This is a genomic window from Pedobacter sp. ISL-64 (assembly GCF_018613605.1).
Taxonomy (GTDB): domain Bacteria; phylum Bacteroidota; class Bacteroidia; order Sphingobacteriales; family Sphingobacteriaceae; genus Pedobacter.
In genome coordinates this window covers 24,400-40,749 of record NZ_JAGGPU010000005.1, presented here as the reverse complement: position 1 = coordinate 40,749, position 16,350 = coordinate 24,400, and the positions used below count along the sequence as shown (strand labels likewise).

7 protein-coding genes are annotated in these 16,350 nt (G+C 42.4%); all 7 read left to right on the top strand.

Features of this window, described 5'->3' with window-relative positions; translation table 11 throughout:
• The first annotated feature begins 197 nt into the window (after positions 1-197).
• The 7 genes from J7E57_RS06660 to J7E57_RS06630 all read left to right on the top strand — a co-directional run bounded on the left by J7E57_RS06660 (position 198) and on the right by J7E57_RS06630 (position 16,130).
• Positions 198-3,377 (top strand): SusC/RagA family TonB-linked outer membrane protein, encoded by a 3,180-nt coding sequence (locus tag J7E57_RS06660; protein WP_215126324.1) that lies wholly within the window; start codon positions 198-200, stop codon positions 3,375-3,377.
• 18 nt (positions 3,378-3,395) lie between these two features.
• Positions 3,396-4,967 carry a RagB/SusD family nutrient uptake outer membrane protein gene (locus J7E57_RS06655; protein WP_251029824.1) on the top strand — a complete coding sequence of 524 codons (1,572 nt, stop codon included), beginning with the start codon at positions 3,396-3,398 and terminating at the stop codon, positions 4,965-4,967.
• A gap of 17 nt (positions 4,968-4,984) precedes the next feature.
• Positions 4,985-5,884 carry a DUF5017 domain-containing protein gene (locus J7E57_RS06650; RefSeq protein ID WP_251029823.1) on the top strand — a complete coding sequence of 300 codons (900 nt, stop codon included), beginning with the start codon at positions 4,985-4,987 and terminating at the stop codon, positions 5,882-5,884.
• Positions 5,881-8,469 carry a glycerophosphoryl diester phosphodiesterase gene (locus tag J7E57_RS06645; RefSeq protein WP_215126318.1) on the top strand — a complete coding sequence of 863 codons (2,589 nt, stop codon included), beginning with the start codon at positions 5,881-5,883 and terminating at the stop codon, positions 8,467-8,469. The genes J7E57_RS06650 and J7E57_RS06645 overlap by 4 nt, the downstream gene beginning before the upstream one ends.
• An 8-nt stretch (positions 8,470-8,477) precedes the next feature.
• Entirely contained in the window at positions 8,478-11,888 is a 3,411-nt protein-coding gene (locus J7E57_RS06640; RefSeq protein ID WP_215126316.1) for a glycoside hydrolase family 127 protein, read from the top strand.
• A complete protein-coding gene (locus tag J7E57_RS06635; protein WP_215126314.1) occupies positions 11,881-13,290 on the top strand; it encodes an SGNH/GDSL hydrolase family protein in 1,410 nt (469 codons plus the stop codon). Before J7E57_RS06640 ends, J7E57_RS06635 begins: the two co-directional genes overlap by 8 nt.
• Before the next feature lie 65 nt (positions 13,291-13,355).
• The gene (locus J7E57_RS06630; protein WP_215126312.1) at positions 13,356-16,130 is read left to right on the top strand and encodes a hypothetical protein; all 2,775 of its coding nucleotides are present in this window, start codon (positions 13,356-13,358) and stop codon (positions 16,128-16,130) included.
• Positions 16,131-16,350: the final 220 nt, after the last annotated feature.

Genomic DNA, 16,350 nt, shown 5'->3' with positions numbered 1-16,350 from the left:
TGTTTACTAACCAGTCCAGTCCAGACCAGACTAATGTTGTGCGCATTTGATGATGTGCGTAGTAATTATTGTTATACTGCTCTAATTGCTATTCTGGGAATCTGGATGAGGTTTTAAATGCTTTAACAAGTCATTTAAGTGTACTGCAGATATGTAGATGTCTGTCGTAACAATACAACCAAATATAAATAATGAATATGAAACCAAACTTACTCTTAACGGTGCTATTGGTTCTGGGTGTTCCGCTTTCCTGTCTGGCACAAGCGGTAAAAACCATTACCGGAACTGTTACAGAAGAAACCGGGAAACCCTTGCCGGGTGCAAAAGTAGTCATCCAGGGGAAAACAGTTTCCCGTGTAACAGATGATCAGGGCCGCTTTAGCCTTTCTAATACAAAGGAAAGTGAACTATTGGTGGTCTCCATGGTTGGCTATATCAGCAAAACTGTGGTTATCACCAGTCAAAATCAGTATAAAATTCAGCTGGTACCTAACAACACTGCTTTAGATGACGTGGTAATTGTTGGTTATGGCCAGGTAAAACGAAAGGACCTTACTGGTTCGGTTGGTTCTGTAGTGATGAAAGATATGGAAAAGGCACCAGTGGTTTCCTTTGAAGATGCTTTGGCAGGAAGGGTGGCAGGGGTGCAGGTCGGTTCTGGTGATGGGCAGCCAGGCAGTATTAGCAACATCACTATTCGCGGAGGAAATTCCATTACCCAGTCTAACTCACCCCTTTATGTGATTGATGGCTTTCCTTTGGAAAATCCCGACAACAATACCATTAATCCGGATGATATTGAATCAATTGATATATTGAAAGACGCATCTTCTACCGCAATTTATGGGGCGAGAGGAGCCAATGGGGTGATCATAATCAAGACCAAGGAAGGTAAGGTAGGCGCGCCGGTAGTTAACTATAACAATTGGCTGGGCTATCAGTATCCGTCAAAGCAGATAGAAGTGATGAGCCCTTATGAGTTTGTGAAATACCAGCTGGACTTGAATAAGACTTCGGCTACCGCTTTGTATCTTAAAGACGGCAAAACTTTAGATGCGTACCGCAATGAGCGCGGGATAAACTGGCAGGATAATGTATTGCAGAATGCATTTATGCAAAATCATAGCTTCTCTATGAGGGGTGGCACTGCGGCAACAAAATATTCGATAAGCAGTTCTTATTTAGATCAGAACGGAATTGTGATTAATGGTGGATATAAGAGATACCAGGGACGCTTTCAGATCGACCAGCGTTTAGGGAAAAATATGAGAATTGGCATTAATACCAATTATACATACGGAATCAAAAAAGGTCAGATAGCAAATCTAACGAGTGATAACCTAAACAGCAGCTCGGCCGGAAACGCCAGCTCATATTTGATGTACAGTACCTGGGGATACAGGCCTGTTACAGGCAATGCAGATGATGAAAATTTCCTTGATCAGCCTTTTGACGACGATGTGGCGGGCAATACAGATTTAAGGATAAATCCAGTAGTAAACTCCAACAACTTATACCAGTATGCTTTTAACAAATCACTTACTGCCAATGCTTTTGCGGAGTATGCTTTCCTGAAATATTTTAAGTTCAAGGTGAGTGGCGGGATGACGGATACCCGTTTGGTTTTTGAGCGCTTTAACAACGCTAATACGGCAGCCGGAAATCCGCGGACCGTTTATGGGCAAAGCTACGGCATTAATGGTTCCCTCGAAAATCAAAATATCCGCAGTTTGCTGAACGAGAACCTGCTCACATTTAACAGGACATTTAACAAGAAGCACCGTTTAGATGCAGTGGCTGGATTTACCATGCAGCGAAATAGTATGGAGGGGGATGGATTTGTATCTATTTTATTGCCAAATGAGTCACTGGGTGTCAGGGGGCTTGACCAGGGTACGGTCTTGGTAAAAACAACTTCAGGTAGTTATTCAACGCTGGTGTCCTTCCTGGGGCGTGTGAACTATACGTTTAACTCCCGCTACCTGTTCACGGCTTCTATCCGTAGTGATGGATCTTCAAAATTTGCCCGTGATAACAGAGTGGGTTATTTCCCTTCCGGGGCCTTTGCCTGGAATATTGGGGAAGAAAATTTCCTGAAATCTGTTAAAGCCATTTCTTCTGCAAAACTAAGGGCTTCTTACGGAATTACCGGAAACAACCGCGTATCAGACTTTGCGTACCTGAGTATTTTGGATCAGGAAGTAGGCGCCAACACTGGAAATACCAGAAGTGGCTATTATTTTAACGGACAATATATTAAAGGAACTGTACCTGTTGGGCTGGGAAATGAGAACCTTAAATGGGAGCGGACCGGAAACCTTGACCTTGGAATAGACTTAAGTTTCTTTAAGCAGCGCATCAGTTTAACTACCGATTATTATTATAAAAGAACTACAGACTTATTGCTGAATGCTTCATTACCTACTTCAACGGGGTATCTTACCGCATTTAAAAATATTGGCGTTGTGGTAAATAGGGGCTTGGAGTTTACCTTAAATACAATAAATGTGAGTACAAAGAAATTTAGCTGGACGTCCAATTTTAACATTGCCTTTAATACCAATAAGATTGAAGAATTGAATGGTGATCAGCCTAGTTTGATTACACGTGTTTCGAACTGGAACGCAAATTTCAATAACTCTTTACCTTATATAGCCCTACCAGGACGGCCTGTGGCCTTGTTCTACGGCTATGTTTTTGATGGCGTGTATCCTTTAAGTGATTTCAATGTATTGTCTAACGGTAGCTATGAGCTGAGACCTGACGTACCGAATAATGGAAGCGCCCGCTCGCTCATTAAGCCTGGCTTCATTAAATACAAAGACATTAACGGAGATGGGGTGGTAGATGCAAATGATCAGACGATTGTTGGTAATCCTAATCCGAAACACATTGGAGGCTTTTCCAATAATTTCACTTATGGACCGTTTGACCTTAATGTTTTCTTACAATGGTCTTACGGAAATGACATTCTAAATGCGAACCGGATTGTATTTGAAGGCGCAGAAGCCAGGCCAAGTCTGAATATGTTTAAAACCTACGAGAACAGGTGGTCTCTGGAAAATCAGAACAGCGATTTGCCTGTAGCCGGTGGTTATGGTCCTAATGTGTTCTCCGACAGGAATATAGAAGATGGCTCCTTCCTACGGTTAAAGACGGTCTCGTTGGGCTATAACCTTTCTTCTGCGGTAACGAAAAAGCTTAAAATACAATCAGCCCGCTTTAATGTTTCGGCACAAAACCTAATAACCTGGACCAACTATTCCGGTTTGGACCCCGAAGTTTCAGTGCGCCATTCTGCACTTACACCGGGTTTCGACTGGAGCCCATATCCAAGGGCGCGCACCATCACCTTTGGTATGAACCTAACTTTTTAACGATAAATGTTTTTACAAATGAAAACAACTTTATTATATATCGCGATGATGCTGGCACTGGTTGTTAGCTCATGTTCAAAGATCCTGGATACAACCCCACAGGATTTTGTATCGCCAGTAAATTATTACAATACAGAAAGTGAACTGCAATCTGCATTGGCCGGAGTATACGACCGTTTGGGTGATAACAGGGTTTATTCACAAGGTATGTCTTGCTATATGGTTTTTAGTGACGAATTTTTCATGAAAAACCAGACATCGGGAATGAATGCCAATATTGTAGATGCTTCGACCCTGGAATTAAACAGACATTGGGAAACGCTTTACACGGGTATTGAGCGAGCAAACATGTTACTCGAAAACATAGATAAGGCCGATAAGGTGACTGCTGAAAAACGCAACGAAATAAAAGGGCAGGCGCTATTTTTAAGGGCTTACTATTATTTTCTGCTAGCGGATGGGTTTGGAGGTGTGCCTTTAAAGCTTCAATCGAGTAAATCACCTGAAGAACCACCTCTTCCTGGTACTCCGTTAAAGGACCTTTACGAACGTATCGTTACTGATATGAAACAGGCAGAAGGCCTGGTGAAATCCGTTTCTGATTATGGCTATAATACACGTATTACAAAAACTACTGTACAGGGTATACTCGCGAGGGTATATCTGACCATGGCAGGCTCCCCGCTAAATGATGTTGCAAAATATGCTGATGCCAGAACTTATGCAGAAAAAGTAATGCTGTCAGGATTGCACAGCCTTAATCCCGATTTTAAACAAATCTATATTAACCATGTTCAGGAGATTTTCGATACAAAGGAAAGTATGTGGGAAGTAGAATTTAAAGGAGTAAACCAGGGCGAAATACAAGAGGGCGGCATGATTGGCAGTTATAACGGCATTACCTGTGGAAATATTGAAATGGGGTATGGTTATGATTATGTTCATGCTACGGCGAAGCTTTACAATGCTTATGCGAATGGCGATCAGAGAAGGGACTGGACAGTTGCTCCTTACCGGTATGTGACAAGCGGACAAACGGCTGTACGGACCAATTGGGCAGCAGATCAGGTATACGACCGTAGTAATGGGAAATGGAGGCGCGAGTATGAACTCCTTTTACCAAGAAATCAAAACTATACTGGTACAAACTGGCCGCTGTTAAGGTATGCTGATGTATTGCTGATGTTTGCAGAAGCTGATAATTATACCAATAACGGGCCCTCTGCAAATGCGTATAAAGCGATAAATATGGTGAGGCGAAGGGGCTATGGAAAAGATGTACTTATCCCTGATGTAGCGGCCGATGCTGCCGCTAATTTGTCTCAGCAAGACTTCCTTGATCTGATCAGAAATGAGCGGTTACGTGAGCTTGCTTTCGAGGGCATCCGGAAGCATGATCTTGTACGATGGGGTATTTATCCATCCGTAATGCAAACACAGGCAAGAGAATACCAAACCAACATGCCAACTGCTTTAAAAGACGCAGCTGTTGCACAGGCACAACGCGTAACAGATCGTGCAGTTTTATTCCCCATCCCGAACAGCGAACTGGCCGTTAACCCTAATATTAAACAAAATACAGGATGGTAACTACAAAATTGTATAAGATGAATAAGCTATTAATTGCATCTGTTATATTATTTTCCCTGGCTTCCTGCCAGAAAACCTATGAGCTGGCTCCGCAGGAGGATTTTTCTGTTGAGTTGGAAAAAAACAGTTATAAAGTTGGGGAACCCGTTAGGTTTATAATTAATGGTAAACCGGAGAACATTGTATTTTGGTCGGGAGAAGCCGGACGCAAATATGAATACCGGAAAAGAACGATCGTGGAAGGAAATGCGGTTTCCCTCAATTTTAAAACTTATGCCCAGTTCGGCTTAATGCCCATCGATCAATCGGTGATAAAATTGTACGTATCTACCAATTTCAACGGAATATATGATGCTACAAATGTAAAGGCCGCCACCTGGGAAGATATTACAGATAAAGCAGTATTATCTGCCGGCCTGGATCAGACCCCTTCAGGAAATATCAGCCTGAACACTTTTGCCGCGCGTAATAAAAATATGGCGCTGGCTTTGGTTTATAAGACCACTGTTATAAAACCAGAAGCACAGCAAAACCGTTGGGTAGTCCGTTCTTTCGACCTTAAAAGCACCAATCAGCAGGGAGAAGAAACGGTACTGGCCACTATGGCTACCGCGGGCTGGACTGCTTTTAATTTTAGTGGTCCTGCAACCAATTGGAGTATCAGTTCAGCACAGTTGCTTACTGTGAGGAACAGTACCGATCTTGATGATGACTGGGTAGTAACCAAACAGTTCAACCCTAATAGTATTTTGCCAGATGTAGGGGAACCTATTAAGAATATTTCCCAGAAAATAACAGATTATACCAGGGTTTATACTAAAGCTGGCGTATATAAAGTGTCGTTTGTGGCAACCAATGCCAATGTAGAACGATCACTTACAGTTGTAAAAGAAATAGATTTAACCATTACCCAATGAGATTAAACCCTGTAATCGTGCTGCTGCTTGCTTTTGCAAACAGCAGCTATGCCCAGTTAGCGCCCAAAGCCCGATTAACAAATGATGTACTTCGCCTGAACTGGGAAGATACCGGTAAGGGATATCAAATAAAACAGCTGTCGGTAAAAGGACAAAACGGATGGCATTCCCTGTCGGGCCCATTGGGGCAATATACCTTGCTTTACAGTGCAGATCAACCCAGGATGGATTCGGAGGCTAAGGACAAAAACGGAAAAGAAATTCAGTTTCCTGAACCTGAATACCGCTATATTATTCCTACCTGGAAGGCGAATACCTCTGCGGTTTCCTTAAATAAAGAAGGACGTGCCATTTTATTTTATCCACAGCAGTATAAGCAGGTTGGCAATACACTCGTTTTTCAGCAAAAAACAGATGTCTCTACTGTAAAGGCAATCTGGAAACTAGATCCTGTTTACAAAAACGATCTACGTGTTTCCATTCATTTAACAGCCGATAGGGATGGATACTATTCCATAGCAACTCCGGCATTGAGTACAAACGACAAAAAAAGTTTTGAATGGGGCTGCATCCCCGGTGTGTTTCAAGGCAGTACCATCAACAATAACTTTACAGATGCCTATGCTTATGGACACGGAATTCCGGATAGACCGGTGGTGGTAAGAGAAAGAACAGCAGCTGCATTGACTGCCATGCTCACCAATCGAGATGGAATTACACTCGCCGTAACGGCCGAACCGGGAACAGCCAGGCATCCATGGGAATATGATAAATCTACCCAGTCAAACTGGCTGCTTGGCCTGTCACTGATCAACAGGCAGGAACAATTGAGCCCAACCTTATATCATCCGGTACTTGGGCAGAACAAGTCGTATTTAAAAAAGGGCGAAAGCATCTCTTTTGATTTCAGGTACACCATCAATACTTCAAGCTGGTATCAGGCATATCAGCATGTTGTAAATGATGTTTACCGCTTTGATGAGCTGTTGCATTTAAAGCAAACCAGGCTTTCCTTATCTGATCGCATGGAGCAGCTTTTAGACTATGTGAAAAAGGACAGTACTTCACGGTGGCGGACTTTCGATTATCACGGCCGGACGATCGGTGCCCAGGAATATTTGGGTGGGGTGTACGGCTCGGAAAAAGACGCCGTAAAAAATGCTGATTATGGGGCCATGTGGATGTTGGCGAATATCACCCAAGACCCGATTCTGGTTCAGAAACGTCTTAAAGATGCATTGAACTTTAAATTGGCGCAGCAAAATACCGCTGGAGGCTTCTTTCACGGAGCTGCAGCTGGTCAATATTACCTCTACAATTCAAAACGGTTTACCGAAGAGTGGGGGCCTTATACCGAGCCAATCGCAACCACTTATTATATGCTGCTGGATATGGGGAATGTGTCCTTATTTGAGCCAGATAATCAGCAGCTTAAATCAGGTATACGTATGGCGGCCGACTGGCTTTTGACTAAGATGAAACCAGAAGGTTATTGGGAAGTAGCTTATCATAACGACACGCAAAAGCCAATGTTTGAAGATCTGAAAGATTATAGGCCTACTTTTTACGGATTATTGGTTGCATATCAGACGCTTCGGGATATAAAATACCTGGAAGCGGCTGTAAAAGCGGCAGACTGGTATATCAAAAATGCTGTAGATAAAGGATACTTTTTAGGTGTTTGCGGAGATGCCAGGTTTGCACCTGATTTTGCAACGGGACAAAGTGCCCAGGCTTTGCTCGATCTGTTTGAAATTACAAAGGACGTACGATTTAAACAGGCTGCTATTAAAACTGCTCAATTCTATACTACCTCCATCTATTCTCATCCGATTCCGAATAAAGAAAGTAAAAAAGTTGGGTCGAGACAATTGGAAGACTGGCAAATAAGCCAGGTGGGGCTAAGCTTTGAACATGGAGGGATTTTAGGTTCTGCAAATAACAGCGGCCCCATTATGCTCGCAAGCCATGCTGGCATGTTTGTAAGGTTATTTCAACTGACAAAAGATTCGCTATACCTTAAAATGGCAAGGACAGCAGCTTTAAGTAAAGATGCTTTTGTAGACCCAGCCACAGGAGTCGCTTCCTATTACTGGAGCGCCATGAACAAGGGAGCCGGGCCTTTTCCTCATCACGCCTGGTGGCAAGTGGGTTGGATCACCGATTACCTGATGGCAGAGATTTCTTTGCGTTCACAGGGGCGGATTGATTTTCCTTCAGGCTTTCTTACGCCTAAGGTTGGCCCTCACAAAACGTTTGGCTTCAGGCAGGGAAAAATATTTGATAAGCAGGGAGACCTGACATTGATGGAGAAACTGGTTTCATTGAACAATCCCAATATGGATTATGTATGCGCCCTGAATAAGCAGGATAAAGTGTTTTACCTGTTTGTATTGAATAACGATGACGAAATACAGGAAAGTACCTTTCAGTTTAACATGTCGAGTTTTATTCCAGGACATAGCCTGGATATGAAAACTGTCAAATGTTTTTCTGCATCGGGTTCAAAAATTCCTTTTTCTACAGGAGACTCTATAAAAATAGCACCTTATGGTCTCCAGGTTTATGCATTTACATATAAATAAATTAAGACATGTACCAGAAAACCAGGCTACGTTTATTATTAACAGCATTCTTGTTTTTAACAACAGGAACTGTGATTGCCCAGCAAGAAAAAAGCCTACTGCTGGGGACTGATTTTCAGTTTAAAGGCAAATGGTTTAATGAAGTCAATAAAGACGGCATTAGTGGTAGCATTTTAAGGTTTTTAGAAGGAGAACAGGACAGTACATCTGATGCATTAACAGTGATGAGTATTGGAAAAGCAGGTCGTTATGCCATTTGGATAAGGACACCCGATTTTGATACACGTCCTGGTACCCGGTTATTCCAGCTTTCGGTTGGAAATGCCAGGTTAAAAAAAGCAGGGGGACATGGAAAACCAGGATATGCCTGGGAGCGACTCGGAAGTGCTGACCTAAAGGAGGCTGATGTGCTGTTGCGCCTCCATAATTTTAATTTTGGCCGCTGCGATGCTATTCTTTTTACGCAGGACAGCACCATCAATCCAAACGATATAGACAAGAAAACGCTTTTATCCTGGGAAAAGCTTACTGTTATGCAGGAAACACTTACAGCGGAAAAGAAAAGCACGAGCCCCGCACTTCAACTGGGCAAGACGGATAAGGTAATTGCAGGAATTGAAAACGAGGCTGTACGTGTGCAGTTTGTACGAACGGGAGCTGACCACAAGGCTATAGCTTGTAAAACAGAAATAAAAAAAGATGGGACTTGGCAACAGGTAAGTACTGCAAACATTGAAGACCATACGGTTTTCTTAATCAGTACTAATGCTGCCTCCATCCAGTTTAATAAATATTATCCAACCTGGGACAGCCAAAAACCAAAAGCATATTTTGTTTTTAATGGGAATAAATATGCAGTTTACCAGCCTGGAGCTGATCTCAATCCTTTTGAGGCCGGTAACCTCAGCGAAGCCATTCCCATAACTGCAGAAGCTGTAGATAAACAAACCATAAAAGTTCAATATGTGACCAGGAATGGTTCTGCAATAACCGGTTTGTGGACATTACATCCAGGGCTGCAACATATTGATCTGCAGCTGATCTGCAAGGTTGCCCAGCCAGGGTATTACAGTATGGGGATAGAAGCCTTTCAGCCTGTTTCCGATCAGGAGCTGGAAAGCGTATCGATGGCACCCATGTCTCAGTATAAGCGGCTTTCTGACGGTCCGCAAATGATGATTACCGCTATGATGCAGCAACCCTTGGCTATTGTTTCTTCGAAAACAGGACAAAATATTGTTTCAAGTTATGTTGCAACAAGCCCTGAATTATTTAAAAAAGACTGGGGTTCTGTAGATTATGCGCCTGCGGGTTTTACACTAAAGAACCACAATAACCAGATACAGCCGGTTATGTTTTCTCCCATTCTGGGAATGAAAGATTCTAAATACCGTGCAGGGGAGTTGATTGACAGACGATTTATTATTGGTGTAAAATCGGGCAATTGGGATTCGGCCATGGATTATGTATCGAAGGAAGTGTTTGAGGTAAAGGATTATCGAAAACAAGAACAAGCTTCGCTTACTGATGCAGTATTCAACATGATTGAGCTGGTGAAAAATGATAATGCTGCGGGATGGTCAACTAAGCTAAAAGGTTTTTTTGATATTGAAGGCGACCCTAAAACAGCACCTACAGTTGTAAATGCCACACCATTGGCCAACATCGCACTTTCTGTATTGCAGAATGATGAAGAATTTTACATCAGCCGGTCATTGCCGACCATAGAATTTACGCTTTCCAGAAGCGGGTACCGATGGGCAACCGATATTGTTCCAACAGCGTATAATGCTACACGAAAAACACTGGAATTCAACCCGTTTACTTCTCAGTTCACCACATCTTATTACGTAGGGTTGGATCGCTTATTGGGAGGGTTGAATCCCTGGCTGAAAAATATAGCACTACCGGAAGATAGCCTAAGGGTAGCAAAAGGCTATTCAACAGATTTCCATTCATGGAACCAAGCACTTTGGGCATACCAGCTCACAGGACAGGCAAAATGGCTGCAGCAGGCAAAAAAAGATGCAGATCTTTTTATTCAGCAAAAAATATATAACAATACCAGTAAAGTGTTGAGTCATGTGCCTTTTTACAATGCCAGTTTTTATGCGCCCTGGTGGGACCTGCTGGATCTCTATGAAACGACAAAAGATAAAAAATATCTGAAAGCCGCAGAATATGGTGCACACTTCACCATTGCGGGGATACGCAGCTATCCGAAGGTGGAAGATAGCCTGCAAACAATTCACAAGAATAATCATTATGATGGCGTTACACATATCTGGTGGAAAGGCACCGAGCCTTATCGTTTAGGCTTTCCACGGAAAAATGGAGATGTACAGGAGAAGAAAGTGCCTGAATGGCTGGTATCGCCAGTAGGCCTGGGCCTGGAGCAGCCTAGTACTTATTTTACCCGTGTAAAAGATCAGACAGTCCGACCGGTATTTATGAGTAGCTGGGCGCCCCATTTGTTGCGTTTGTTCCAATACGAGAACAAACCTATCTATGAGACCTATGCCCGTAATGCAGTGATCGGTCGTTATACAAACTATCCGGGGTATTACGGTACGGGTTTTACAGATATACCTATGTCGGTTGATTTCCCTTATAAAGGGCCGGATGTGAGTTCCATTTATTATCACCATATCCCACCACACATCGCTTTTAGCCTCGATTACCTGATCTCAGAAAGCATACAGCGTTCGAATGGAAATGTAGTGTTCCCTTATAGCAAACAGGAAGGATTTGTCTGGTTTAACAATCGGGTATACGGCGGCGGAAAAGGAAAGATCTTTGGAGATCAGGAAGCCACCCTGTGGATGCATAAGGGCCTGGTAAATATTCAGAATCCAGGGATCAATTATGTTACTGCAATTTCGGATAAGAACTTCTGGATCCTGCTTTCCTCAGAAGCTGAGTCTGAGCAAAAAGTAGCTGTACAATGGACTGATGCTACAGCTGCGCTAATGGATGGGAAAGCCCTGGTTTATGGACAAAGCGATCAGTCAGTTTCACAGGATTTTAAAGCGGCCAAGATTGACGTTGTTGTTCCTGCAAAAGGATTCAAAGCAATTGCTATTCCGTTAAAGTCGGCTCCCGTTGCAAAGAAATATCAGCCGGTAAAAGATGGAATGAAGGTGATTGATTTGGGGGCTCCCTGGGGACCCGTATTCTTGTTCCGTATCCGTTCTCCCTTTGGTTGGGATACCTGTTATGGATTTGCAGAAACGGCTCCTTTAAATGGATATTCCGTAACCGTTAATTGTAACAATCAAACGCAGGAAATAAAGCAATATCCTTACGAATGGAGTTTTAACAAACTGGCGATGGGTGAGGACGCAAAACTTGAACTCATTTTTAGGAGTAATGATGGGAGAACAAAATCAAAAAAGATTGTACTCAATGGTAATGAATAAAAAAGGTGTGAAAACTGCATTGCTTGCTTGTTTATTAATGTCTGTTACGGCATTTTCTCAAACCAGGCCTGATAGTGATAAGATTGCGGCCTCCCAGGCAGGGGCTTCTCCTCTTTATTTTGATGTTTCTGCATCCAATATCCCTGTAATTGAAGCGGGTGATTTTAACAATGAGCTGGAATGCAATGTTAGGGCAGGTCTTCCGGGCTTCTTTGAAAAAGTAAATGCGGGTAAAAAGGTGGTGGTTGCTTTTATTGGAGGGAGCATCACTCAGGCAAATTTTGGTTATCGCCTTCAAACGGCCAAGTACCTAGAGCAAACCTATCCTCAGGCCAGCTTTCAATGGATCAACGCAGGTGTATCTGGCACGGGAACGGAGCTTGGCGCATTTAGGATCGATGAACAGGTACTCAGCCATCGGCCCGATCTTATTTTTATAGAATTTGCTGTTAACGGCGCTTATGCCGCTGGGATGGAAGGGATGATCCGTCAAACGATCAAAAAGAACCCCAATACAGCTATTTGTTTGCTGTATACCATTTTAACTGGGCAAACTGCCTTTTATCAAAAAAATGACTTGCCACCAAATATCAAGGGGCTGGAGCAGATTGCGGCACACTACGAACTGCCTTCTGTAAATTTAGGTGTGGAGCCAGCAAGTCTGGAAGCAGCGAGAAAGCTGATCTGGAAAGGGAACCAGGCTGATCCGAATAAGATTTTGTTTTCTGAGGATGGAATCCACCCGACAACAGCGGGCGGGAACCTGTATGCGGCCACCATTGCCCGTGCATTTAAAAAAATTGAGGCAGCAAAACCTTTAAAAAAGAAGGAGCTGCCAAAGCCATTAATTACTGCTGCATGGGACGAGGCAATGATGGTAGATCCATCAACTTTACCGGTTCCTGATAAGGGCTGGAGGGTGTTACCAGCAGATACTGATCCAAACCTTAAAAAATTCAGTCCCTGGTTTTCTAATGTACTTTCTGCAAATAAGCCCGGGGCCACATTTAGTTTTCGTTTTAAGGGAGATATGCTGGGTGTATTTGATATTGGCGGACCAGAGGTTGGGCAACTGGAGTGGAACATAGATGGGAAACTGGTAAAACTAAGCAGAGAAAAGGAGGGGAATTTTATTTATTACCAGGCAAAAGATACAACTACGGCGGATGTATTGAACAGGTTCAACAACTATTGCTATAATCGCTACCGTGGACAGTTTGATGTAATTAAAGTACCGCAGGGGGATCATTTGGTAACGGTAACCCTGTCTGGCCAGAAAGCCGATAAACTCATGATACTGCCCGAAGACAAGAGAGCGGATATTATTCAACATCCTGAAAAATATGATCAGACAGTGATCTATTTAGGCCGGATTTTATTAAGGGGGACATTATCGAAATGAGACAGATTTTTAAACTAAAAAAGTATATTAAGTTCGTTTGCTTTTCAATTGCATGTTGTTTATGTATGCAATCGAATGCGCAAACTGTAAAAGATAGTCAGGGATTTAAAATCTTATCAAAGGGCAAAACTTACCTGTTTAAACCCAATTTTGTTGTTATCTGTAACGATATAGATCCTGAACTGGCATTGAAACCTTCAGGATTAAAAAAAGTATCTTACAATATTCCCACCTGGAAAACCACATACAGTAGTCTGGCCGATTATCACCAGCAAATTGTTAGTGCCAGTGTTGCCGGAGATGGATTTGACGATAAAATATTAAGAAGTGCGAAGCAAGATAGAACAGCCAATATCTATCACGCCGGAAAAACACATTTTCTCACCGCAATCAAAACAATCAGTTCTGGAGATTCTATTCGTTTTATCTTTCCGGAGCATGCCTTATTTACGCTAAAAGCGTGGCTGATTAAAAGTAGTCTGCCTTATCCTAAAATAGCGTTTTTGTTTACACCTAAAAAGAACGGTTTTTATAGTGTTGGGTATATCGGGGCACCATCTTTTAAGAGTGATCATGTTGATGAACTATGGCAGCCGCTGATCTGGACCGAAAAACGGGTTCCCCTGCAACCCTATCTTACGCCGTCGTTTATGGCAACAATCCCTACTACACTGGTTAATGACGGGTATAATTCAATAGGCGTACTGGCTGCTTCTAAGTATTTGCCTTTTCAACCTTTACCGCTTTTAACCAACAGCCAGTTCGGAATTGCACTTTTAAATAACAAATCAGAATTACAGCCCCAGGTTTTCGCTCCTATGCCAGGTGGTTTCAATTCTCAGATGAAGGCGGGGCATTCTTTTGAGTTTTCGATGAACCTTGTTGTTGAGCCTTTGAGCATCACTAAAACATATGAGCAAATCGCAACAACTGTGTTTGGATTTAAGGATTACCGGACCAATGCCACCGTTTCTATGAATACAACCCTCGATAACCTGATTGATTATTCAAAGACCCGTTATGCCTGGTTTATCGATAGCCTGAAAGGCTTTGCCTATGCTACGGATGTACCTGGCGCAGTAAAAAATGTTTCAAGTCTGAACCCGCTTGAACTGGCTATCGTGAGGGATGATCAGGAAATGTTTGATAAAAGGACATACCCTTTAATGGAGTTTATGTTGTCGCGCGAAAAGTTCCTGTTTGCGATTGACAGCAATCAAAAAATTCAATCTCCATCCAGGAAGTTGAGGGGACCTATTGCGCCATTATCCGAATTACAGGTGTTGTCTGATGTTTTTGGCGGTAACAACTCCTTTTACGCTACGATGGCGAAAAAAGAGTTCGGAACGGCGCGTGTCAGGAATCTTGATGAAGAGCAGAAAGGCCGCAACTGGGTCAATGCGATGTTTATGTTTAAACTGACATCCGATTCGGCTTATTTAAGTTTAAGCAAGACCCTGGCCGATAAATATCTGAAAGAAAGAGTAAATACAAGATTAAAGGAATTTGGTGATCCCCTGTTTAGTTCCAACTTCTTCTGGCCAACGTTTACCAATAACTGGTCAGCACTTTTGGAGTTATATGAACTTACTGCCGATCGTCGGTATTTGGAAGCCGCGCAGGATGGAGCCAGGCATTACACCTTATTTACCTGGATGACACCTGCGATACCGAGTGATCTGGTTACTGTAAATAAGGGAGGGAAAGCACCGATGTATTGGTACCTCAAATCAAAAGGACATCATCAAATGTATTATCCTGAAGAAAAAGTGCCTGCATGGAGGCTTTCTGAGATGGGGCTTACACCAGAATCATCAGGAACTTCAACCGGGCACAGAGCGATTTTTATGTCTACCTATGCACCTTGGTTGTTAAGGATAGGCTATCATACAAATGATCCATTTTTAATGAATGTAGCTAAAGCTTCGATTGTTGGCCGTTCCGAAAGTTTTCCGGGATATCATATCAATACGGAGAGAACTACAGCCTATGAAAAGGCCGATTTTCCACTCCACGAGCATAAAGACCAGAGTGTAAATTCCTTTCATTACAATCATATCCTGCCAATGGCTTCTATGTTTGTTGATTACCTGGTTTCAGATGCTTATGTGAAAAGTAGTGGCAGGATTGACTTTCCAAGCGATTATATTGAAGGATATGCCTATTTGCAGAATAAGTTTTACGGTGCTAAGAAAGGTCGGTTCTTTCAGTTCAAAAATGTGCAACTCTGGATGCCTTCCCGCCTGTTGAACACGGCTAATATTGCTTTAAACTATGTTAGCGCAAAAAAAGGAGATACACTTCTACTTGCTTTTATGAACCAATCTAAAGAGGATATCAGCACTCGTGTTTCTGTAGATGCTTCAAGGGTAGATTTTTCAGGCAGTACTGGAGTTCAGACTTTGTATCCATCAATGCAGGTTTTAAATTTAAAAGACGCCACTTTCCAGATCAATGTCCCTGCCGGCGGCATTACTGCCCTGGCTATTCAGGGCGTAAAAATCAGCAGTGCTTTTCAGGACCAGATCCTGAATGTGAAAAAAGACCGGAGAAGTGATTATATCAATATCCCTGAAGGAGATGCAAAGGCATTATTGTTTAAACTTGGCACTTATGCGCAAAAGCTTTTTGTATTTCTTCAGGAAGATGATACCAAATGGAAGAAGGCCCGGTTGGTCTACGAGATCAATGGAAGCAGGGAAAAGAGCATTGATAAAAATGAATACCCATTTGAATTTACAGTGCCTGTTGATAATGATAAGGCGGTTCGTTTTCACCTGGAATTAACAGATGTCAATGGGAAATTGACGCGATCCAAAGAAACGGAATTGGGAAAATAATATTTATTTCCCACAACAGTCTTTTGGATATCAACAGGTTCTATTAATGATGAATTTTGTAAATTATTGATAATAAGTGCCTTGTGTGATTCTTTGGTCGGCAGTATAAGGCTTAACAAAGTTACGAATCTGTTATCAATACTCTGATGTATTTGAAAAATTCTAACCCCTACTATTAACGTTAGTCTGCAATTATTATTAATCAGCATTTTAACTGCTT